Genomic DNA, 20,698 nt, shown 5'->3' on the forward strand with positions numbered 1-20,698 from the left:
TATACCGAAACTATTTTCCGTTTTTAATTTATACGCCTAATGCAAACCATTTCCGAAGCTGCCGCTTACACACTACAATTTATCAATCAAACCCAACGATCTGTTTTTCTGACCGGGAAAGCAGGAACTGGTAAAACCACTTTGCTTCGTGAAATTATAGCAACGACCCATAAGAATACGGTGGTGGTTGCACCTACAGGAATTGCGGCTTTAAACGCTGGCGGTGTTACAATTCACTCCATGTTTCAATTGCCTTTTGGAGGTTTTATTCCTTCTTTTAATGTCGATTCTCAATTTACGGATACAGTTAAATTTGAGTCCAAAGACACCTTGCGGAGGCATTTTAAAATGAGTGGATTGAAGAAATCCGTAATTCGCAATATGGAATTGCTGGTAATTGATGAAGTGAGTATGCTTCGTGCTGATTTATTGGATGCGATGGATTACATGATGCAAACCGTACGCAAGAAAACAACTCCTTTTGGTGGTGTGCAAGTTTTGTTTATTGGAGATTTATTACAGCTTCCACCCGTTATTCGTGATGAAGAATGGAAAACGTTGCGTGCTTACTACCAAGGAAAATTCTTTTTTCATTCGCATGTTGTGCAACAAAGTCCACCTCTGTATATCGAATTATCGAAAATATACCGCCAAACAGATACTGGTTTTATTTCGGTTTTAAATAATTTAAGAAATAACCAAATTTCTACTGAAGACATTGAGTTGCTCAATAAATACGTGAAACCTGATTTTGATCTCAAAGAAAACAAAGGCTATATCACATTAACTACACATAATGCCAAGGCGGATACCATGAATGCGCAAGCATTAGAAGATTTAAAAGGAGAATTAATTAATTATAAAGCGGATATAGTAGGTGATTTCCCTGAAAAATTATTTCCAATTGAAGAACGTTTGCTACTTAAAGTAGGAGCACAAGTCATGTTTGTGAAAAATGATTTATCCTTTGATAAAAATTACTTCAACGGAAAAATGGGGATTATCAAGTCCCTTTCGAGCCAAGAAATTAGAATTCATTTTCCAGAGGAAGACAAAACCATTGAAGTCGAAAAATACGAATGGCAAAACATTCGCTATAAAGTAGATCCTGTTACTAAGGAAATAGAAGAGGAGGTTTTAGGAACTTTTGTTCATTATCCTATTAAATTGGCGTGGGCGATTACGGTACATAAAAGCCAGGGATTAACTTTTGACAAAGCAGCGATTGATGTTTCGCAAGTTTTTATGCCTGGACAAGCGTATGTGGCTCTTTCGCGTTTACGCTCCTTAGAAGGCCTTGTTTTACTTTCTCCGTTGCGGATGAACGGAATTTCAAATGACCAAGATGTGATGAACTATGCACTGAACAAAGCCTCAGAAGAGGTGTTGAAAAATTCGCTGCATTTTGAAACTAAAAACTTTATTCATAATTACTTGATTAATAGTTTTGACTGGTCAGATCTGGCACAAGAATGGCGCAATCACAAGTACAGTTATTCGGAAAAATCCGAAAGTTCCGAGAAATCCAAACATACAATTTGGGCAACCAAGCAAATGAATGCTATTGATGCACTTTTGGATCCATCCAAAAAATTCATCATACAGCTCAATAAAATTTTCAATAACGAAACGGTCGATTTAATTCATGTTTCTGAAAGAATTCAAGCTGCTTTTGATTATTTCTTCAAACCCATGGATGAGTTGGTTTTTGAGATCTTGTGGAAGCTAGAAGAGGTAAAACGCATCAAGAAAGTAAAAGCTTTTTTTGATGAATTAATTGTTTTAGAAGAGTTGCAGACGAAAGCGGTCTTGCGTTTGATGAAAGCCAAATTGTTAATTGAAACCGTAGTTGCTGGAGAAACTATTTCGAAAGAGAAACTAACTTCAGACGAAATAAAAAAATACATTCCGAGGAAAAAAGAGGCAATCGAAAATCAATTTAAGAAAGTGCATATTACTTTGATTGAAGATGAAAAAGATGTAGAGCGTTATTCGGCAAAGAAAAAATCAGAAAATAAAGCACCGAAGAAATCAACTGTCGAGGAAACCTATGAGTTGTGGCTGGCTAAAAATTCAATTCAGGATATAGCAACCATTCGTAAACTGACCACTCAAACTATCGAAAGCCATCTAGTAAAACTAATACAATCTAAAAAAGTAAAAGTAAATGACATTCTACCTAATGATAAAATAACTGAATTGAGTGAAGCCTTCAAGCATTACAAAGAAGAATCACTAACAGGAATGAAAGAGCAGTTTGGTGATAAGTATTCTTGGGACGAACTGAGAATGTTCAAAGCCAGCTTAAATTAAGAAATTTTAGGTTTTCAATTGGGTCAGTAATCTAATAAAAAAACCTCTAATAGCGCATTTGCCTTTGGAGGTTTTTAAATAGTGAAATGTATTTTTTATAAAGATTCAATTAGCAACCAAGCTTCAGGATTGTCTTTTTCTTGAATTTCTTTTTTTGCTTTCTGTGCTTCAGCATACGTAGCATAACTACCATAAAGTACTGGGAAAAGACCATATTTGTTTGGCGCTATTCTTCGGGCTTTGTATCCTAAATTAGATAAACGATTGAATATTTTGTCTGCATTTTTTTCTTCTCTAAAAGCTCCAGCCACCACATGATATGGTAATTTTCTTTCTTTTACAGCAAGTGTTACAGCTGGTAAAGGGCTTTTGATGAAGAAAGTAGCTTCTTGAATTTTGTTTTGTACTTGTTTTTGAACAGCAGTTTCAACTAAAACGGTTTGTGTAGCAATTTGATTTTGATAAACAGAATAGCCAACAGTTCCAGTTAAACCCAATCCTAAAACGAAAATTGCGGCGTATTTTAAGAACGAACTTTCTTTTCTTTCTTCTGGTTCAAATGAGATTACTTTTCCAGTTTCTAAAGATTCTAATTTTTGTTCGAAAATTTCTCTTTTTACAACTGGAGAAACAAATGAACTTAAACCGAAAGAACTAGTTAAGTAATTCGTTTGATCGAAAGGTTTAAATATCAAATTATTATCGGCATTCAATGAAACATCTCCAATGTTTTTTAGTGAGAAAGCTCCGTTTTGCTCTAATGTTTTTTTCCAATTCACAACTGCATACTGAATAGCACTTACGGCATAGTCGTAAGATGTTTTTTCGGCTTGAGCAATATGATTAGCAAGCAAGCCATCGTTATTTTTTAAATTAGCGTTGAAAGAAATCATTTTTTTAGGAGGAAAAAATGAATTAGCACTTTCAACCCACTGAGCTGATTGAATTTCAGTCAAAAATGCACCGAAACCAGGAACGGTAACACATTGATAACGATATAAAAGCTGGGCTATGTAAGATTCGATGTTCATACATACAAAGTTATACAATGAAAACAGCTATCAAAATTTTATTCACAATTTTTATTAACAATTGAGATAATAATTTTATACTTTTCAGCAACAATTAATTAGCATGACGGAACAGGATTTATTTTATTTATTAGCCTTACAAAGAGTAGAGGGAGTTGGCGATATTATGGCCAAAAAATTGATCACCCATTGTGGTAGTGCCGAAGCTGTTTTTACAACAAAAACTGCTGCAATTGCAGCTATTGACGGCGTGGGTTCGATGTTGTTGAAAAACCTAAAGGACAAGTTAGTTTTTGAAAAAGCTAGTCAAGAACTGGAGTTTATAAAAACGAATGGTATTAAAGGCCTTTATTTCCAAGACGAAGCATATCCTGAGCGCTTGAAACAGTGTATTGATGGACCACTTTTATTATTTACTTCTGGGAATATCAATCTAAAAAACCGTAAAATAATCAGTATTGTGGGAACCCGCCAAATTACGTCGTATGGAACGGAGTTTTGTAGAAAACTGATTGAAGATTTAGCTCCTCTAGATCCCATCATTGTAAGTGGTTTTGCTTATGGCGTGGATATCGTGGCGCATCAACTGGCGATAGAATATAATTTACAAACCATTGGTGTAGTAGCACACGGTTTGAATCAAATATATCCCAAAACGCATAAAAAATATGTCGCCAAAGTAGAAGAGAACGGTGGTTTTATGACTGAGTTTTGGAGTTCCTCGAATCCCGACAAAGAAAATTTTGTTCGAAGAAACAGGATTGTTGCAGGAATGTCTGAGGCTACAATTGTAATTGAATCAGCGGATCGTGGTGGTTCCTTGATTACGGCTAACATGGCTAATGATTACAATCGCGATGTTTTTGCAGTCCCGGGTCGCGTAACGGACAAATACAGTCAAGGCTGTAATAACTTGATAAAAACTCAAAAAGCCAATGTACTCACCAGTGCTGCCGATGTAGTTTACATCCTCAATTGGGACATTCAAAAAGAAATAAAACCCGTTCAGAAACAATTGTTTGTTACTCTAGATGAGGACGAACAAAAAGTCTATGATTACCTTTTAAAAACAGGAAAAGAACTAATGGATATTATCGCTTTGCGATGTGATTTTCCTATTTACAGGATTTCAGGACTGCTCTTGAACATGGAATTGAAAGGTGTTGTAAGACCGTTACCAGGGAAATTGTTTGAAGCAATTTAAAATCTAAAACCCTTCCTAGTTTTGAATAGAAAGGGTTTTTTTTATGTTGTTTTTCAAAAATTAAACGACTTCAAAGCCTAATTTTTCTCTAACACGAGATAACACTCCATTAGCCACAACGGTTGCTTTCTCAGCACCAATTTTCAGTAAAGCATCTACTTCTGGAAGATTATTGATATAGTAATTGTATTTTTCTCTTTCGGTTTTGAACGTTTCCGTTATCAGTTCAAACAAGGCTTGTTTGGCATGACCATAACCATAATTCCCACCTAAATAATTGGCTCTCATTGTTGCTAGTTGCTCTTCATTAGCCAATAAAGAATAAATAGCAAAAGCATTACAAGTATCTGGATTTTTAGGATCTTCTAGTGGCGTACTATCTGTTTCAATGCTCATGACTTGCTTGCGCAACGCCTTATCATCTAAGAATATATTGATAATGTTATTGGCCGATTTGCTCATTTTTCCACCATTGGTTCCAGGAATTAGCATGCTGTCCTCTTGGATTTTAGCTTCAGGAATAACAAAGGTTTCTCCCATTTGGTGATTGAAACGAGAGGCTACATCACGGGTAATTTCTAAATGTTGCAATTGGTCTTTTCCTACGGGAACTAATTGTGCATCGTATAATAAAATATCAGCGGCCATTAACATCGGGTAGGAGAACAATCCTGCATTTACGTCTTCCAGTCGGTCTGCTTTATCTTTGAATGAATGTGCTAATGTCAATCTTTGAAAAGGAAAGAAACAACTTAAATACCAGGACAACTCCGCCGTTTGAGGCACATCAGATTGTCTGTAGAAAACTACTTTATTCACATCTAGTCCACAAGCCAGCCAAGCTGCAGCGGTACTGTAAGTATTAGCTCTTAAAGTTGCTCCGTCTTTTATTTGTGTAATGGAATGCAAGTCGGCAATAAAAAGAAAAGATTCATTTTTTGGATCATTCGATAATTGAATTGCAGGAATGATTGCTCCTAGTAAATTGCCTAAATGTGGTGTTCCTGTACTTTGAACTCCGGTAAGTATTTTTGCCATTGTAATTTTTTTCTGAACCGCAAAGTTCGTAAAGATTTTTGCAAAGCGCGCAAGGTTTTCTGTTTTTATACTATTAAATAGTTCCCAAATTTAATTGTTTTTAATAAAAGTATCATTTGATTCCTTATTTTTGAACTCATGAAAGGAATAAAAATTATTTTTTGGACACTTTGGCGTATTTGGTTTTATGTCCTTATGGCAATCCCCATATTGATTATGTTTCCTTTTTTAGTAGCTTCTATTCTTTCTGAAAAAGGCTATCCTTATTTCTTTAAAATGGCCAGAATTTGGGCCAAATTCATTCTGTACGGGATGGGTTTTTATTATAAAATTGACAAAAATCAAAAGTTAGAAACCGATAAAAGCTATATGATTGTTGCCAATCATACTTCAATGGTTGATATTATGTTAATGCTGGCAGTAATTAAAAATCCGTTTGTTTTTGTAGGTAAACAAGAATTAGCCAAGATTCCGTTATTTGGATTTTTCTATAAAAGAACCTGCATTTTAGTAGATCGAGGCTGTTCAAAAAGCCGAATGGAAGTTTTCAATCAGGCTCAAAAAAGAATTAATAGAGGATTAAGCGTATGTATTTTTCCAGAAGGTGGAGTTCCAAATGATGAATCGATTGTTTTGGATACGTTTAAAGATGGGGCATTCCGGTTAGCTATTGAACATCAAATTCCCATTGTCCCGATTACCTTTGGAGATAATAAAAAAAGATTTTCTTATACCTTTTTCAGTGGAAGCCCAGGTATAATGAGAGTTAAAATTCATTCTCAAGTGGATACGATTAGTAAAACAGGAACAGATAGAAAAGCAATTCGTGAAAACGTTCGAGATATTGTTTATGCTCAATTAATGACTTTTAATGCTAATTAAAAGGTATAGCTAATTCCAGAATACAACCCAATAAAAACAGGTTTATAGTTATCGGAATTGTTTGAATAGGTATTCAATTGATACTTGACCATGGGTTCAACATTAATTTGAAATGATTTTATAAATTGGTACTTAAATCCCATCCCAACATTAGTACTAAAGTGAATTGGGTTTAAATTATTAGCTTCTCCTAATTTTAAATTAATAGTATTAGACACTAATGATATTTTATTTTGATTTAAAAATAAAGTACTAATTCCTCCAATAACAGTAATGCCAAATTTTTTATTTATGAGTGCATAGGAAAGCTCCAAAGGCACTTCATAGTATCCCATTTTTTGATTGATTGCGCCTGTATTTGTATTTTGGTAGCTTCTTTCAAGGGTGGCTAGCGTATTGAGTTCCGATTCGTTTTTAATTTCAATCGATTCATTGGAAGTGTAATTAATGTTAGTCAAATTATGAGCTATCAAACTTGATGAATAGATTACATCTTTAGTATTATATCCCAATGTAAGCTTATTAACACCTGTTCTTACGGTTAATTTTTTTGAAACAGCATAATTCACCCCTATTCCAAAACTAAGGCTGTTATCGGCTGTTTTTTGGTTTTCTGAGAATTGTGGATCAATCGATGATCCGCTTGAATTTGAATTCAAATAGACTGCGGCAACATTGGGAACGATTTGCCATTTATCCAAATTAGTAAGAACGACTGTCGATTTTTTTTCCTCCTTCTTTTTTAGAATTGCTTCTAATTCGTTTTGTGTTTCTGGAATAATTTCTGTTGAATTTATAGCATCAGTTGTTGCAACTTTAGTGTCAGAGTTCTTTACTGATTTGATATTTCCACTGATTTCATTCCCAGTATTTTTTGGCGTATTTGTATTTATAAAAGGGTTTCCTTCAACAGTAAACTGATCTGAAATTATTTTGTTAGTATTAGAAGCTACTGATTTTAACGATGAATTATTTTTTGATTTATAAAGCGAAGTATCATTTTGATTTTTCTTCTGTTCAGTACTGGTTTCTGAGGAAATAAAAGTTGTATTTTCTTTTTCATGATTTCTAACAGTTTTTGGGTTAGTTATTACGATTTGTTGCTTATTTTTTATGAGAAAAGGGATATTCTTATTTTCTTTTTTTGTTGCAATTGAATCTTTGTTTTCGGTTGTATTTTTTGAGTCTAAAACAATAGTTTTTTTATTTTCTGTGTTTGTATTGAAAACCATATTTAAGGTAAAAAGACCCAGAATAAAAGCAGCAGCAATTCCTGAAAACTGCACCCAAAACGGGATTATTTTTCTTTCTTTTTCCTTTAATTCGGCCTCTATATTGAGCCAAACTTGTTTATTTGGCTCTGCTTCAAAATCTTTGAATTTTTCTTGAAACAATCGGTCAATGTTTTTTTTATCGTTCATTTTGCCAATGACTTTATTTCGATTCTAGTATAAGCTTCAATTTTTTCTTTTAAAATAAGCCTTGCCCTTGAAAGATTAGATTTTGTGGTTCCAGTTGTTATTTTTAGTATTTCTGAAATTTCTTTATGGGAATAACCATCAAGAACATAGAGGCTGAAAACGAGTCGGTACTGATCTGGTAATTCTTGGATGATTTTCATCAAATATTCAATGGGTACATTTTCATCATCAATTTCAACTTCATCGTCAGGAATGTTTTCATTAATCACTTCCATATATCGTATTCCTTTGAATTTTTGAAGTGCATTGTTGATCATTATTCTTTTCGCCCAACCTTCAAAGGATCCCTTACCACTAAACTGGTCTATTTTTCTAAAGATTATCAAAAAACCATCTTGTAAATTATCTTGAGCATCCGCATAATTACTGGAATACTTCAAGCATACCCCAAAAAACTTTTTAGCAAACAATTCATACAATTGTTCCTGAGCTTTAGGGTAATTTTTTTTACAATCATTAATGATTTGATCTAATCCCACAGGTTTTTTCTAGTTGTTAGTTGACTACAGGAACTTCTACTTCTTCATATAGGTCTGCACCAGCAGTATCTTTTCCTTTATAAAACTTAAAGATATAGGATCCAGTATTAGTTACATAAAAATTAAAAGAAACTTCAGATAATGCAGGGATTTCTGTGGTACATATTTCATTGTTTTTTACAGCGGTCTGAATAGCTATTGTTCTTACATTTAAATCTTTGTTATAATAAATTCCTTGAAAAATGTGACAGGCAGTGGGTTTTTGATATTTTAGTTTTATTTCATAAGTCTCCCCAAGCTTAAAATTCTCAGGTAGAGTATAACTATTAACGGGTAGTACTTCGTAGTTATAAGTATCTTGATTACCATTATCAAGGCTACATCCTGTTACAGTGGTAATTAACAGGATAAATAACGCAAACTTTTTCATTTTTTTACTATTTTTTAAATTTATAACAGACACATTCACTAGATAAGGATGAGCTTGTTTTTAATAGATAATAAATTTTGAAAAAGGTTGCGTATAGAAATAAAAAAACCCGAAAATTTTCGGGTTTTAGTTTTTTATGCTTCTGCTAATTCTTTTATTCTAGCTTTAATTTTTACTTCGAGTTCATCAGCTAATTCTGGATTGTCTTTTATTAAAGACTTAACAGCGTCACGCCCTTGTCCTAATTTGGTTTCGCCATAACTAAACCAAGAACCTGCTTTTTTGATGATTTCAAATTCAACAGCTAAATCTAAGATTTCTCCTGTTTTTGAAATTCCTTCACCATACATGATATCAAATTCAGCAATTTTGAAAGGTGGTGCAACTTTATTTTTCACCACTTTTACTTTAGTTCTGTTTCCAAGAACATTATCACCGTCTTTAATTTGAGTTGAACGACGGATGTCTAAACGTACCGAAGCATAAAACTTCAATGCATTTCCTCCCGTTGTAGTCTCTGGATTTCCAAACATTACTCCAATTTTCTCTCTCAACTGGTTGATGAAAAATACAGTACAGTTTGTTTTGCTAATTGTTCCTGTTAATTTTCTTAAAGCTTGAGACATTAAACGGGCATGAAGACCCATTTTAGAATCTCCCATTTCACCTTCAATCTCACTTTTTGGTGTCAATGCAGCAACCGAGTCAATTACAACAATATCAATAGCGCCTGAACGAATCAAGTTCTCTGCAATTTCTAACGCTTGTTCTCCATTGTCTGGTTGAGAAATAATTAAGTTTTCGATATCTACTCCTAATTTCTCTGCGTAATTTCTATCAAATGCGTGTTCAGCATCAATAAAAGCGGCAATTCCACCTGCTTTTTGTGCTTCAGCAATAGCGTGAAGCGTCAAAGTAGTTTTTCCAGATGATTCTGGACCGTATATCTCTATAATTCTTCCTCTTGGATACCCACCAACTCCTAATGCTAAATCGATTCCTAAAGATCCAGAAGAAATGCTTTCCACTTCTACTATCGCTTTATCCCCCATTTTCATTACAGTTCCTTTTCCGTATGTTTTATCTAATTTGTCAAGCGTCAATTGTAGCGCTTTTAATTTTGCTTCTTTCTCTGTACTCATCTTCTCTTTTACCTTTTCTTTCATTTGTATTATTTTATCGCTCTAAGAAATTTGGAGAACCTGTTAGATTGCTACAATTTTCATTTTTTTAAATTTTTATGCTCGTAAAAATACTTCTTTTTTTAATTAAATTTTTCACTTTCAAGAAGTAAATACAGTTTTTACATGAACAAGGCTTTTAACTCCGTAGCATCTTCGGGTTTTATTTTTCCTGCCAAAAGTAAACTCAGTTGCTTGCGTCTTAAAGCAGCATCAAAACGTTGTTTTTCCAGCTCAGTCTCGGGGATTATTTGTGGCACTTCTACAGGTCTTCCAGTGTCATCCACCGCGACAAAAGTATATATGGCTTCATTAGCTTTGGTTTTGTTTCCAGATTCTCTGTCTTCTACCCAAATATCAATATAAATTTCCATAGAACTTTTGAACGATCTAGATACTTTGGCCTCAACCGTAACCACACTTCCTAATGGAATGGCTCTGTTAAAAGCCACATGATTTACCGATGCTGTTACTACAATTCTTCTAGAATGTCTGCGCGCAGCAATGCTGGCAGCACGATCCATTCGAGCCAATAGCTCACCACCAAAAAGATTATTCAAAGGATTTGTTTCACTTGGTAAAACTAAATCGGTCAATGTTGTTAAAGATTCTGAAGGATGTTTAGGTGTCATATTTTTTATTAATGTAAATAGTATTTTTAATATTAATTCAACCAATAGACCGCCATTATAGCAGGAATAAAATAAATAACTATGGTTCTGGCTCCATCATAATCTTTTGCTAAACGTTGTCCAAAAAGCAACATTATTAAAGTAATACAAGAGAAAACAGCGCCATAGAACCCAAATAAACGGCCGTTGTTTATTAATAATTCGATACATCCTACAATGCATAAAATTCCTGAAATTAATTCTAATATCAGAATGTTTAATAAGGCTAAAGGCACGTGGTTTTTTAATTGTGTTTTTGCAAAATGTTCTTTCAACCAAGTCACATTATCTTTCCAATAAAAGAGTTTGTCATACCCAGATTGAATAAATGAAATTGCAAGAAAAACTAAAATTAAAATAGAAGCAGCGTTGTTCATATTGTTATTTTTTATGGATTAAGCGGGTAAGTTTAATAGATAAATCGGTTAATATAATTTTTGCATTTCCGTTGCGTTCCACGTGATACATGGCATCCGAAAGTTCCTTGAAAATATCATGAATGTTATTGCCATTGACAAATGGAGCAAAATTCTCGAGTTTAAATTTATCAACTTTGGGCTCAAAATAAACCAAATTGGGCGTTTCATAGTTAATCAATAAAGCCTGGCGGAACATTTCGATACAAAACTCAAGAAATTTCTTCTGAGTTTCTCTCCCTAAACCAGCTATTTTTTCACTCCAAAGAATTAAATCTTGAATAGCAGCGGCATTTCCTTTTGCTTTAAATGCAGCTCGCACCCATGTAACAAACCATTGTTCAAATGGAAATTCATCATTGTCATCACGTAATAAATGTAAGGCAAGATTATAATTGCCTTGTGCTTGATGGGCAATTTTTGAAGCTAACTTTGGATCTACTTGTTCACGAGAAACCAATGCTTCTGCAATTATGGGTTCGCTTAAACCGTTAAAATGCAAAATCTGGCATCGAGAACGTATGGTTTGAATTATGTCTTCTTCGTTTTCAGAAATTAAAATAAATACTGTTTTTTCTGGTGGCTCCTCTAGTAACTTCAATAGTTTATTAGAGGCAGCAATATTTAATTTATCAGCCATCCAAACAATCATAATTTTATAACCGCCCTCGTATGATTTTAAAGATAATGACTTTAAAATTTCTTGAGCATCATCAACTCTTATTTCACCTTGTTTGTTTTGAACTCCCAAAACAGCATACCAATCGAAAAGACCTCCGTAAGGATTTTGCAAAACAAATTGTCTCCAATCTGCAATAAAATCAAGGCTTTTTGGGCTTTTCTTTACTGCATCTGTGGTTACAGTAGGATAAGCAAAGTGTAAATCAGGATGGGATATTTTTTGGAATTTCAGATTGCAAGATTCATTAGAACCGCAGTTCTCCCCATTTTGATTGTTGCATAAAATGTATTGTGCATAAGCAATCGCCATAGGTAAAGTACCACTTCCTTCTGGACCAACAAATAATTGTGCATGAGGTATTCTACCAGAATCAGCACTTTTTGTCAGATGGTTTTTAATGTGTTCTTGTCCTAAGATTTGAGAAAATTGCATAAAGCAAAGATAGAAGAAATTGGGTTAGTCAAAAATTTTAAAGAAGCAAAGTTTTAATTCTCAAAATTGAGGAAAAGCTTGTTTAAAATTAGGTCTAATTTTACTTTCTATCAATGGGATCCTTTTAGAAATGAATGTGTTTACCGCAATTATTGCAGTTTTCACCGCAATAATTAGAATTTTTACGATTAGAACCCTAGATTTGAGTGGATAAGTAGTATTCATGAAAAAAACGATTTCTTTTTACGCATTGCATTTTAGTCTATGTCTTGCATTCATGGTTTTGCCCTATGCATTTACTTCATCGGGAACCGTTTTAAGCTTGCCAGATTTGGTAAGTAATGGTCATGATAGAATTTATTTTCTAATTTATTTTTTGTTGCTTATTTTCTTTTACCTCAATTATTATTATTTGATCCCTAAGGTTTATTTTTCAAATAAACTGATTCTATACTTTTCAATAATTATCTTTTTTTTAGTTTTTTTTCTTTTTATTTCTAAATTTTTTGACCATCCAGAACGTAACTTTCTTGATTTCGGGCAGGGAATTCATCCTAAAGATGGTTTTCTACCACCAAAATATATGGGGACGCCGCCTTTGATGGAGGGCGGGCCACCTACTCAATATGGTCATACGATTTTAGTCTATTTGATTGGGGTAATTTCCAGTTTGTTATTTGCGATTAATATTCGTTTACAAAAAGTAGAAAAAGATAAAATGAAATCGGAATTGTCTTTTTTGAAAGCACAAATTAACCCCCATTTTTTGTTTAATACCTTGAACAGTATTTATGCTTTAGCTATTAAAAAAGATGATAAAACGGCTGATGCTGTTGTGCAATTATCAGAACTCATGCGTTACATAATTACAAATGCAAATGATGATGTAATTGCTTTGGACAAGGAAATAAACTACATCAATAACTTTATTCAACTCCAAAAAACGCGTTTAGGTAATACCGTACAGGTTGATTATTCAATCGAAGGAAATACATATGGAAAATGTGTTACACCACTTATCTTGATTTCATTTATAGAAAATGCTTTTAAACATGGTGTTAATCCAAATGAAGACTCACAGATTGCTATACAAATTACTATTATTAATGATTATTTGACTTTATTTGTTTCCAATAATAAAGTACAATCAAAAAAATCAGACAGTGGCATTGGATTGCAAAATACAATAGAAAGATTGTCCCTTTTGTACCCTAATAATCATGTTTTGACAATTGATGATAACCTCAAAAAATATAGTGTAACTTTAACTATCAAAGTAGGATGATTAAAGCCATTGCTCTTGATGACGAACCTTTAGCACTCGATATATTGCAAAGTTTTTGCAACGATATTGAGTATATTGATTTGCAAAAAACATTTGCAAAATCGGAAGATGCTTTTAAATATTTAAAAAAGTATCCAGTTGATTTATTGTTTTTAGATATCAATATGCCGTCCATTTCGGGGATTGATTTTTATAAAAAGTTACCAAATAAAGTGATGGTAATTTTTACAACTGCTCATTCTGAATATGCAGTCGAAGGATTTACTTTAAGTGCTACTGATTATATTTTGAAACCTTTTTCTTTTCCAAGATTCGAACAAGCGGTTGAAAAAGCATACTCACAATGGAAATTGCAAAATCAAGATCCTGAAAAACTATATCTTTTTATTCGGGCTGATTACAGTTTAAATAAAATTCTTATTTCTGATATTTTATATGTAGAAGGATTAGACGATTACTTGAAAATTCACTTAGAAAATCAAAAGACAATTGTGGCCAGAATGACTTTGAAAGCACTACTCCAAAAATTGCCTGTACCTGAATTTATAAGAGTGCACCGTTCTTATATTGTCCCTATTTCTAAAATTGAAAAAGTAAGAAATAAGATAATTTACATCAATCAGGAGGAAATTCCTGTAAGTGCCAGTTATGAATTGGCTTTTTTTACTGCAATTCATAAGGAATAAAAAATCATTTTAAAAGAATAAAACTATTACATTATTGTATTTTATGTTAGTTTACCTCATAAAATCATGCTGTTACCTCATAAATTTCAGGGATTCTTTCCATTTAAATACTTTTATTGAAAACAACAATAAAATCATTTAGAGATGGAAAGAAAGCAATTTTTAAAAGGATTGGGATTTGCAGGTTTAGGCGCTTTGACTATTCCAGTAATCAAAGCTTGTAGCAGTAATAATACTAATGCATCAACATCTGACACAACCCAAGCAACCGATACTAGCGGATCAACTTCTACAAGTAGTTGTTCTGTTACTTCATCTGAAACAGCAGGGCCGTTTCCTACAAAATCACCTTCTTCATTGGTTGCTACAAACATTGTTAGTGATAGAACTGGCATTGGATTTACAATCAACATAACAATCAACAATACAAATGCCAGTTGTGCTGCTTTGGCTGGAGCAATTGTAGACATTTGGCATTGTGATAAGGATGGGTATTATTCAGAATATGGAGGAACAGGAATGCAATCAGCTGACTTTACTTCGGTTCATTTTTTAAGAGGAAGACAAACCACAAACGCAAATGGTAAAGTTAGTTTTACTTCTGTTTTCCCAGGATGGTATAGCGGTAGAGCTACACACATACATGTCCATGTTTATAACTCTTCAGGAACTTCTTTACTAGTTACTCAAATTGCGTTTCCTGAAGGGTCAAATAGCGCCGTAGTTTTGGTAAATACTTCATCTGCCAATGGCTATACAAAAGGGATGTCAGGTTATACATATAACAGTTCTGATAATGTTTTTTCGGATGGAGTGGCCAATGAATTGTCAACAGTTACAGGAAGTGTTGCTGAAGGTTTTGTGCTTGAGCATGCTATAAATGTTGCTGGTTAAAATGAAGGAACAAAGTCAAGCTCAAATATACAAATCGGAATTAAGAGGACTTTTAATTTCAGATGGGGATAATTGTCTGTCTACTTTCAATTTTGGTACTTATTATGATGACTTTAGAAAACCGTTTGGCTTATTACACGTTTTAAATGAAGAAATTCTTTTGCCTCAACATTGTTCTAAAACAAGTATAGAAACGGATACTGAAATAATTATTTTACCATTATTTGGAGGTGTTGAATACAAAGACAGTCTAGGAAACGAGGATTTCATTAGAGTCGAACAAATAAGGAGTTTTTCTGCTGAAAAAGGAATGTCATTTGAGCTTTTTAATCCTTATGGAGTGGAGAATGTTAGTTATTTACAAATTTGGATTAAGTCCGGAAAACAGGATTCAAAAACTGGGTTCAAACAATTTGATTTTGATTTGAACCAAAAAAACCAATTGATTTCATTATTCAAAACTGCAAATAGTTTTGGTTTTATTGGAAATTATGAAGGTAGGATCGAAGGACTTTATCAGTTGAAAAACAAATCAAATGGCGTTTTCATTTTTGTGATTAGTGGCGCATTCGAAATTGATAATCGATTGTTGGAATCCAGAGACGGATTGCATTTGCTAAAAACAGATTTTTTTGAATGGGAAGCATTATCCGAAAATGCTCTTTTTTTGCTGTTAGAAATACCATTAGATAAAGAACTGATTTATGAATAATATTAAAATCCGATTAGCCTATCGATTGGTAATTGACAGCGCTTCGACTTTTATCTGGGACAAATATGTTCATGAAGATACTTTCAAGGAATATTTCATGCAACATCAACAATTCAATTCTAAGGAAAATCCTAAAAATACCTTTCGGGAGTTGCTTTCAGAAAATGAAAAAGCCAATCAATTGCATTATTTAGTTGGGATTGCAGCTAGCAATTATGTAGACCAGCTCAAAGGGAACTTTCATCGGGTTACTGATGTATTGGGAAATCAATATTTCCCTTTTACAAATTATCAATTGGATATCATTAATACAGATTGCACTGACATCGTAAAGCACAAAATAGGCATAACGTTTTATTCTCCTGTTTTGGCGTATTTAGGCATGGTTGAGAAAAACTATTTGGTTTCAAAAAACAGTACTGACTGCAATGAATTTGACACGATTATGTTTCCAGCGCAACCTAATTTAGCTATTTGTTTTTACAAAGAAGAGTAAAAAAAACAGGTATCTACACTTGATAAAGTCTTTCTTATTTTAAAACGAGATAAGAGCGGATTTTTTTTATACGATCAATTTTATGATCATCATTTTTTCTTTTTAAGTATTTTTTGATGATATAAAAAGTAAAAGTCGGATTTATTATTAATTTACATCGATTTCGTTGTTAAAAATCTTAATTTTTTAGTTTTTTCAAATTTAATAATAATCTAAAAGTTCTATATTTGTTACTCTTTCAAAAAAACAAACTAAAAAAGAACCTGATGAAGACTTTAAACGATTTTGATTTCAAAAATAAAAAAGCAATAATACGCGTTGATTTTAACGTGCCTTTGGACGAAAATTTTAATGTGACTGATGCTACTCGTATCGAAGCAGCAAAACCTACAATTGATACTATTCTTGCTCAAGGTGGAAGTGTAATCTTGATGTCACACTTAGGAAGACCTAAAGGAGTTGAAGAAAAATATTCTTTGAAACATATATTAAAAACAGCTTCAGATATTCTTGGAGTTCCAGTTCAATTTACTTCAAATTGTATTGGTGAAGAAGCGAAGAACGCTGCTGCAAACTTAAAAGCAGGAGAAGTTTTATTATTAGAAAATCTACGTTTTCATGCTGAGGAAGAAGCTGGAGATGTTGCTTTTGCAAAAGAATTAGCTTCACTTGGAGATATTTATGTAAATGATGCTTTTGGAACAGCACACAGAGCACATGCTTCAACAACAATTATTGCACAATTTTTCCCAACAGAAAAATGTTTTGGAGCATTATTAGCAAAAGAAATTGAAAGCTTAAATAAAGTTTTAAAGAACAGTGAAAAACCAGTAACAGCAGTTCTTGGAGGTTCTAAAGTTTCTTCTAAAATTACAGTTATCGAGAATATTCTTGACAAAGTAGACCATATGATTATTGGTGGTGGAATGACTTTTACTTTTGTTAAAGCATTAGGAGGAAAAATTGGAGAATCTATTTGTGAAGATGACAAACAAGAATTAGCATTAGAAATCTTGAGATTGGCTAAGGAAAAAGGAGTTCAAATTCATATTCCTGTAGATGTAGTTGCTGCGGATGATTTTTCAAATACAGCAAATACTAAAATTGTGGATGTAAGAGAAATTCCTGATGGATGGCAAGGTCTTGATGCAGGTCCAAAATCATTGGAAAACTTCAAAAAAGTAATATTAGAATCTAAAACGATTCTTTGGAACGGACCTTTAGGTGTTTTTGAAATGGAAAGTTTTGCTAATGGAACTATCGAATTAGGAAACTTTATTGCAGAAGCTACAGAAAATGGTGCTTTTTCACTTGTAGGTGGAGGAGATTCAGTTGCAGCAGTAAAACAATTTGGTTTTGAACATAAAGTAAGTTACGTATCAACAGGTGGTGGTGCAATGTTAGAAATGCTTGAAGGTAAAGTATTGCCAGGAATAGCTGCAATTCTAGATTAATAAATACATTTTTAACAATATTTATTGAATTTTTTAGTTCTAACATATTAAGTTTGTAAAAAAATGGCGTAGTAACCATTTATAATTAAGGATGTTGACATAAAAAAGCATGAATATAAAAAATACCACAATAGCATTTTTACTATTGCTATCGATTCCTTTGTTTTCGCAAGAAGTTGCTGAAAGCAAAGGAATTGTTGTTATAGAAAACAATTTATCTTATCTCGATTCTATCAAAAAAACCTTTGTCAATGATGAAATGGCGTCTTGTGTAGATAGTTTATGGATGAAAGAATTGACAAATCTTGATTTGTATAATGACATTACAAATGATATTGAAAACATAAATATTGATGAAAAAGTAGATTATGAATTGCCAACTGAATTGTTGAAATCGCGATTGGAGGCCATGAATGCAAAATCTCCTTTTAGAATTGAATACAATGAGAGTCTTGAAAATGTAATTCGGTCTTTTCTAAAGTACAGAAAAAAATCATTTGAAAAGTTGATGGCTATTTCGGATTATTATTTCCCCATGTTTGAAGAGGCTTTTGCGAAAAAAAATGTCCCGTTGGAAATCAAATATTTAGCAGTGGTTGAATCGGCATTAAACCCAAGAGCCGTTTCAAGAGTAGGAGCAACGGGTTTATGGCAGTTTATGTATCAAACAGGAAAACAGTACAATCTAAAAATTGATTCTTATATCGATGAGCGCAGTGATCCTCTAAAAGCGACTGCTGCAGCAGCACAATACATGTCTAATATGTATGGCATTTTTGGCGATTGGGAGCTGGTATTAGCTTCTTATAATTCTGGTCCAGGGAATGTTTCTAAAGCAATACGAAGATCAGGAGGAAAACAAAACTATTGGAACATTCGAAAAAACCTTCCTAAAGAAACACAAGGGTATGTTCCTGCTTTTTTAGCAACTATGTATCTTTATGAATACCACAATGAACATGGAATCAGACCTGATAAAGCGCTAGTGCAGCGTTTTGAAACGGATACCATTTTAATGAAAAAACAAATGTCCTTTAAACAAGTTTCTGATTTATTGGATGTGCCTGTCACTCAACTTCAATTGTTAAACCCGTCTTATAAGTTAAATGTAATTCCTTTTTATGGAGATGAAAACCATTATTTAAGATTACCCAAAGAAAAGATTGCACTATTTACTTCAAATGAAGATAGAATATATGCCTATGTTCAACACGAATTAGATGGTAGAGAAAAACCTTTTCAAAACTCAAGAGCAATTGTTTCTAAAGAAGAAAATACAGATGGAAGAACTCAAACAATTACACATACAATAACCAAATATTATAAGGTAAAACGTGGAGATAATTTAGGTAATATTGCTGATAAATATGATGTCGCTGTAACTGATTTAAAAAAATGGAATAAACTAAGAAGCAATACCATTTCCTATGGTAAAAGTTTAAAAATTATCTCAACAGAAAGCATTGTAAAAGTAATGAAGAAAGAACCTGAAGTAGCACCAATTTCAAGAGAAACTATTTTAGAAAACCAAAGAATTGCTTCCATGAAATTAAAAATTAAAAAAGAAGTAAAATCGGATAGTTTATCACCTAATAATACTTCTTTTTATGTTGTTCAAAAAGGGGATAATTTAAATGTGATTGCTGAAAAAAATAATGTTTCGATTGCAGATATTAAAGAATGGAATCATCTTTCAGCATCCACAATTCAACCTGGAAAATCACTACAAGTCTCGGCTACTATAGTAGAAGAAACCAAAGAAGAGGTAGTCGCAATTACACCAGAACCAGCAGCGTTAAAAGACATTAATTATACGGTTCTAAAAGGGGATAATCTTAGTATTATTTCAAGAAAATTTGGAACAGCAATAGCTGATTTAAAAGAATGGAATAATTTATCGAATCAAAATATAGCTGTTGGAAGTTCTTTGATTGTGGCCAAAAATGAAGTAGCCATTACTACCGATAATGCAACAGCAAGTTCGTTTAAGAAAAAAGATAATTATTCGAAAGCTTCAGTAAACAAAGCAATTGATTATTATGTTCAAAAAGGGGACTCTTTGTATAGCATTTCAAAAAAATATCCAGGAGTATCCGTCTCAGATCTTAAAAAATGGAATGATATTCGCACTGAAGGGATTAAACCAGGAATGAAATTGAAAATTAATGGATAAAAATAGTTTGTTTTCAAACTATAAAATTTCAATTTTTCAGATTAATTGAACAGACACCTTTTATTAATACACACAATGTTCAAAGCAATAACTGTTGCATTTATATTTCTTATGTTTTTCAATTCCTGTGAAGTTAAGCAAAAAAGCTTAGCCATGAATGACTGGTATGGATTTACAAAAAACGATACAGAAAGAATTGCTCCTTCACAGGTATATGAGTTCACAGAAGGTATGATACGAATGTATGGTGACAACATCGGTTATTTAATGACAAATGCATCCTATGAAAATTTTGAACTAAGTTTAGAGTTCCGATGGAATATGGATGAAAAATATAAAAGAGACACAGGCAAAAAAAATAGTGGTGTGATGTACAATATTCCTTCAGATGCACCCGATCATATTTGGCCACAAGGAATACAATTTCAAATAAAAGAGAATAGTACTGGCGATTTTGTTTTTTTAGATAATATAAAAGCAAAAGTAAATGGTATATTTATTGATGCTGGTGCAAGTGTAGTTTCTCCTAAATTTGATAGTAACGAGAACCCTTATGGACAATGGAATAAAATACTAATTTTATCGTACAATGGGAAATGCACTCAATATTTGAATGGAAAGTTAGTAAATGAATGTATTGAGGCATCATCTAATGAAGGTAAAATTTCTTTAAATTATGAAGGTTCACCAATTGATTTTAAAAATATTAAGTTGAATTACATTCGTAAATTATAATGCCAAAATACTTTTCCTTTTTT

At 32.8% G+C, this 20,698-nt stretch carries 20 protein-coding genes; 11 read left to right on the forward strand and 9 right to left on the reverse strand.

The window, feature by feature from the left end:
* Positions 1-39: 39 nt before the first annotated feature.
* Positions 40-2,313: a helix-turn-helix domain-containing protein gene (locus tag AB3G33_RS03905; protein WP_367772767.1), complete on the forward strand. Its 2,274-nt coding sequence runs from the start codon at positions 40-42 to the stop codon at positions 2,311-2,313.
* 95 nt (positions 2,314-2,408) lie between these two features.
* Here AB3G33_RS03905 and AB3G33_RS03910 read toward each other — a convergent pair whose 3' ends face one another.
* Positions 2,409-3,344 (reverse strand): SPOR domain-containing protein, encoded by a 936-nt coding sequence (locus AB3G33_RS03910; protein ID WP_367772769.1) that lies wholly within the window; start codon positions 3,342-3,344, stop codon positions 2,409-2,411.
* 103 nt (positions 3,345-3,447) lie between these two features.
* Here AB3G33_RS03910 and dprA point away from each other — a divergent pair, with 103 nt between their 5' ends.
* Complete coding sequence (gene dprA, locus AB3G33_RS03915; RefSeq protein ID WP_367772771.1) at positions 3,448-4,548, forward strand: DNA-processing protein DprA; 1,101 nt, start codon at positions 3,448-3,450, stop codon at positions 4,546-4,548.
* A 60-nt stretch (positions 4,549-4,608) separates the two neighbouring features.
* Here dprA and trpS read toward each other — a convergent pair whose 3' ends face one another.
* A complete protein-coding gene (gene trpS, locus AB3G33_RS03920) occupies positions 4,609-5,586 on the reverse strand; it encodes a tryptophan--tRNA ligase (protein ID WP_367772773.1) in 978 nt (325 codons plus the stop codon).
* 138 nt (positions 5,587-5,724) lie between these two features.
* On the opposite strand from trpS, the gene AB3G33_RS03925 reads away from it, so the two are divergent.
* Complete coding sequence (locus AB3G33_RS03925; RefSeq protein ID WP_367772775.1) at positions 5,725-6,468, forward strand: lysophospholipid acyltransferase family protein; 744 nt, start codon at positions 5,725-5,727, stop codon at positions 6,466-6,468.
* Here AB3G33_RS03925 and AB3G33_RS03930 read toward each other — a convergent pair.
* The 7 genes from AB3G33_RS03930 to AB3G33_RS03960 form a co-directional block, all read right to left on the reverse strand.
* The gene (locus tag AB3G33_RS03930; RefSeq protein ID WP_367772777.1) at positions 6,465-7,889 is read right to left on the reverse strand and encodes a hypothetical protein; all 1,425 of its coding nucleotides are present in this window, start codon (positions 7,887-7,889) and stop codon (positions 6,465-6,467) included. The two genes, AB3G33_RS03925 and AB3G33_RS03930, sit on opposite strands and share 4 nt — an antisense overlap.
* Positions 7,886-8,428, reverse strand: coding sequence for an RNA polymerase sigma factor (locus AB3G33_RS03935; protein ID WP_367772779.1), 543 nt, complete (start codon positions 8,426-8,428; stop codon positions 7,886-7,888). Before AB3G33_RS03935 ends, AB3G33_RS03930 begins: the two co-directional genes overlap by 4 nt.
* 16 nt (positions 8,429-8,444) lie before the next feature.
* Positions 8,445-8,858 (reverse strand): hypothetical protein, encoded by a 414-nt coding sequence (locus tag AB3G33_RS03940; RefSeq protein ID WP_367772781.1) that lies wholly within the window; start codon positions 8,856-8,858, stop codon positions 8,445-8,447.
* Positions 8,859-8,992: 134 nt separating this feature from the next.
* On the reverse strand, positions 8,993-10,000 hold the full coding sequence (gene recA, locus AB3G33_RS03945; RefSeq protein ID WP_367774081.1) for a recombinase RecA: 1,008 nt from the start codon (positions 9,998-10,000) through the stop codon (positions 8,993-8,995).
* 161 nt (positions 10,001-10,161) lie between these two features.
* Positions 10,162-10,671 (reverse strand): acyl-CoA thioesterase, encoded by a 510-nt coding sequence (locus tag AB3G33_RS03950; RefSeq protein WP_367756245.1) that lies wholly within the window; start codon positions 10,669-10,671, stop codon positions 10,162-10,164.
* 32 nt (positions 10,672-10,703) lie between these two features.
* On the reverse strand, positions 10,704-11,087 hold the full coding sequence (locus AB3G33_RS03955) for a DoxX family membrane protein (protein WP_367772783.1): 384 nt from the start codon (positions 11,085-11,087) through the stop codon (positions 10,704-10,706).
* A gap of 4 nt (positions 11,088-11,091) precedes the next feature.
* Complete coding sequence (locus AB3G33_RS03960; protein WP_367772785.1) at positions 11,092-12,240, reverse strand: ATP-binding protein; 1,149 nt, start codon at positions 12,238-12,240, stop codon at positions 11,092-11,094.
* A 223-nt stretch (positions 12,241-12,463) separates the two neighbouring features.
* Between AB3G33_RS03960 and AB3G33_RS03965 the strand changes: the two genes are divergently transcribed.
* The 8 genes from AB3G33_RS03965 to AB3G33_RS04000 all read left to right on the forward strand — a co-directional run bounded on the left by AB3G33_RS03965 (position 12,464) and on the right by AB3G33_RS04000 (position 20,675).
* Positions 12,464-13,525, forward strand: coding sequence for a sensor histidine kinase (locus AB3G33_RS03965; protein ID WP_367772787.1), 1,062 nt, complete (start codon positions 12,464-12,466; stop codon positions 13,523-13,525).
* The gene (locus AB3G33_RS03970; RefSeq protein WP_367772789.1) at positions 13,522-14,211 is read left to right on the forward strand and encodes a LytR/AlgR family response regulator transcription factor; all 690 of its coding nucleotides are present in this window, start codon (positions 13,522-13,524) and stop codon (positions 14,209-14,211) included. Before AB3G33_RS03965 ends, AB3G33_RS03970 begins: the two co-directional genes overlap by 4 nt.
* Before the next feature lie 144 nt (positions 14,212-14,355).
* The gene (locus AB3G33_RS03975; protein ID WP_367772791.1) at positions 14,356-15,105 is read left to right on the forward strand and encodes an intradiol ring-cleavage dioxygenase; all 750 of its coding nucleotides are present in this window, start codon (positions 14,356-14,358) and stop codon (positions 15,103-15,105) included.
* A 1-nt stretch (position 15,106) separates the two neighbouring features.
* Positions 15,107-15,817: a pirin family protein gene (locus tag AB3G33_RS03980; protein WP_367772793.1), complete on the forward strand. Its 711-nt coding sequence runs from the start codon at positions 15,107-15,109 to the stop codon at positions 15,815-15,817.
* Positions 15,810-16,313: a hypothetical protein gene (locus AB3G33_RS03985; RefSeq protein WP_367772795.1), complete on the forward strand. Its 504-nt coding sequence runs from the start codon at positions 15,810-15,812 to the stop codon at positions 16,311-16,313. Before AB3G33_RS03980 ends, AB3G33_RS03985 begins: the two co-directional genes overlap by 8 nt.
* A 266-nt stretch (positions 16,314-16,579) precedes the next feature.
* The gene (gene pgk / locus AB3G33_RS03990) at positions 16,580-17,767 is read left to right on the forward strand and encodes a phosphoglycerate kinase (RefSeq protein WP_367756251.1); all 1,188 of its coding nucleotides are present in this window, start codon (positions 16,580-16,582) and stop codon (positions 17,765-17,767) included.
* Positions 17,768-17,876: 109 nt separating this feature from the next.
* Positions 17,877-19,940, forward strand: a complete 2,064-nt coding sequence (locus tag AB3G33_RS03995; RefSeq protein ID WP_367772797.1) for a LysM peptidoglycan-binding domain-containing protein — start codon at positions 17,877-17,879, stop codon at positions 19,938-19,940.
* A 153-nt stretch (positions 19,941-20,093) separates the two neighbouring features.
* Complete coding sequence (locus AB3G33_RS04000) at positions 20,094-20,675, forward strand: DUF1080 domain-containing protein (RefSeq protein ID WP_367772799.1); 582 nt, start codon at positions 20,094-20,096, stop codon at positions 20,673-20,675.
* Positions 20,676-20,698 lie beyond the last annotated feature (23 nt).

It is taken from the genome of Flavobacterium sp. WC2421 (genome assembly GCF_040822115.1).
In the GTDB taxonomy this organism is placed as follows: domain Bacteria; phylum Bacteroidota; class Bacteroidia; order Flavobacteriales; family Flavobacteriaceae; genus Flavobacterium.